Source organism: Phenylobacterium sp. (assembly GCF_030697925.1).
Lineage (GTDB): Bacteria > Pseudomonadota > Alphaproteobacteria > Caulobacterales > Caulobacteraceae > Phenylobacterium.
The window spans coordinates 1-2547 of the sequence record NZ_JAUYOJ010000220.1; the positions used below are offsets into that span (position 1 = coordinate 1).

Sequence of the window (2547 nt, forward strand, 5' to 3'; positions counted from 1 at the left end):
GCAGCTTCCTCCGCATCGACGCGGTACTGGAATTTCCCCATTTGGCTGTCGTGGGTCAGCACGCGCCACCCGTCGGCGAATCGAACGACCGCGAACTCCGTGGCGTTCTCCATCACACGCACTCCTACGTGAAGGACCAGGTCGACCATGACTCCAGGGATCGCCGCTGTGAATCCAGAAAGTTCACCCGGACCCACCCGCACCTATCCGAGGCGCCGACACGGACGAAATCGCCAATGAGGTGCGCAGGTCCTGTCCTAGCGGACGGATGCTTTGATGCCGCACGACCGCCTCGGGGTACGCCGCCCCCAACCCATGCGGCAAATTGTCAGCGCCCGGTCCTCAACCATAGCGCGTTAACCAGCGGCGCGCAGGGTATGGCTCCACGGAGCAGCCCTGCACGGCCGGGAGCGCATAAGTGTCCGACGTCTATGATGCCTCTAGCCGCCTGACCGCTAGTTGGTTCTTCGAAAATGCACCTGAGCTGTTCGGCGTCGTCTCGCCGGAGGGGCTCATCCTTGAGATCAACCCAGCCTGGACGGCGCTCACCGGCTGGACGCCCGAAGAGCTGCTTGGGCGCAATCTCCTGTCGCTCTTGCACGCCGACAGCCGCGACCTCGTCGTCGAGATGGGGCGAAAGTTGACCCGCGACGGCGACGTCCCATCGCGCATGCAGATGCGCTGCGCGGACGGCCGCTGGGTCTGGCTTGAGGGTAGTGCTCGCCGCGGTCCCCAGGGCGAGATGATGGGCATGCTGCGTGATGTGACCGAGGAGCACCGGCGCGCCGAAGCGCTGCGGCATGCGAGCCAAGTGGAGAAGCTACTCTCCCAAACCGCCGGCGTCGGCCTCTGGCGCTACGATCCCCGGACGGAAGAAATCCTGTGGTCGGCGGAATGGACCGCGATGCTCGCCGCCGCCGGGATCAGCGCGAAGACGCCGGAGGAGTTTGTTCAAATCTGTCATCCCGACGACTATGAGCAGGTGTTGGCCACGATCACCGCGGCGGTGGAGCAGGGCCGCGCCGGCGCCTTCAACCACCGCATGCGCGCCGCCGACGGCCACTGGATTTGGGTTCGGGCCCACGTCCACGCTGAACCGGTGGCCGAGGGCATGCACATCGTGCATGGAATTTCGCAGGATGTGACGGAGCTCGCCGGGGCGCGGGGCGAGGCCGAGGCCCAGTTCCAGCGGTTGAAGATCGCCCTGCGAGCCGCCAACGCCGCCGTGGTCGAGATCGGCTACGACGAGCCGTTCCTGTGGACTTCGCCAAGCTTCGACGACCTCGTCGGCCAGTCGATGACCTACGCACAAGCACGCGCGACGGTGTGGCCCTTCGTTCATCCCGACGACGCCACGACGATCAGGACGGCGGTCAGATCGTGGCTCGACGGCGGCCCGGTCGAACCCCTGGATGTGCGCATTCTGCTGGCCGACGGATCCGAGCGTTGGGTGCGGATCTTCAACGAGATCCAGAAGGATGCCGCCGGCCGCTGGCGGCGCAGTGTCAGTCTCATCAAGGACGTCGATCAGCGTAAACGCCAGGAACTGGCGCTGGTCGAGGCCGAGAAGGCCGCCCAGGCGGCGACCGAGGCCAAGTCTCAATTCCTGGCCAATATGAGCCACGAGCTTCGGACGCCGATGAATGGCGTCCTCGGCGTCCTGCATCTTCTCAAGGGCCAGGAGCTTCCTTCCCAGGCCCGATCCATGATCGATGAGGCGTTGTCCGGCGGCGGCATGCTCCAGGCCTTGCTCGACGACATCGTCGACTTCTCACGACTGGAAGCCGACCGTCTGGCGTTAGCAAGCGAACCGGTCGATCCTCGCGCGGTGCTGGACGGCGTCGCAGCGATGCTGCGTCCGAAGGCCGAAGAGAAGGGCTTGGCGCTAACTTTGGAGATGGGCGCGTTGCCCCCCTGGATCGCAGGCGATGCGCTCCGGCTGCGCCAGTGCCTGTTCAACCTGATCGGCAACGCCGTGAAATTCACGCGCGAGGGGTCGGTGGCGGTTCGGGCCATGACGCGGACCGCCCTCGACGGGCCGCGCCTGCGCTTTGAGGTCGAGGATACCGGCATCGGCATTTCCGCCGAGGTCCAGGCCGTCCTCTTCGAACGCTTCCAGCAGGCTGACACCTCGACCACCCGCCGGTTCGGCGGCTCGGGTCTGGGGCTGGCCATCACCCGCAAGCTGGTGGAAATGATGGGCGGGGACGTGGGCGTCATTTCCGCGAGCGGACAGGGCGCGACGTTCTGGTTCGAGCTTCCGGTCGGGGAGATCGAGCCGCCCGTCCCGGAGGAGGCGGCCGAAGCCGCCGTGCTCGACGGCTGTCGGGTGCTGGTGGTCGAAGACAATCCCACCAATCGCATGATCGCCACCAAGATGCTGGAGAGCCTCGGCGCGATCGCCTCCACGGCGGAGGACGGCGAGCAAGGCGTCGAAGCCGTCCTGGGCGGCGACTTCGACCTCATTCTGATGGACATCCAAATGCCGCGGCTCGACGGGATGGAAGCGACGCGACGCATCCGTGCGTCCGCCGGTTCCGCAGCCTC

Annotated in this window: 1 protein-coding gene; it reads left to right on the top strand. The window is 66.2% G+C overall.

Features of this window, described 5'->3' with window-relative positions; all coding sequences use genetic code 11:
- Positions 1 to 418: 418 nt before the first annotated feature.
- A partial coding sequence (locus tag Q8Q88_RS21590; RefSeq protein ID WP_305677245.1) for a PAS domain S-box protein occupies positions 419 to 2547 on the top strand: 2129 nt, incomplete at its 3' end.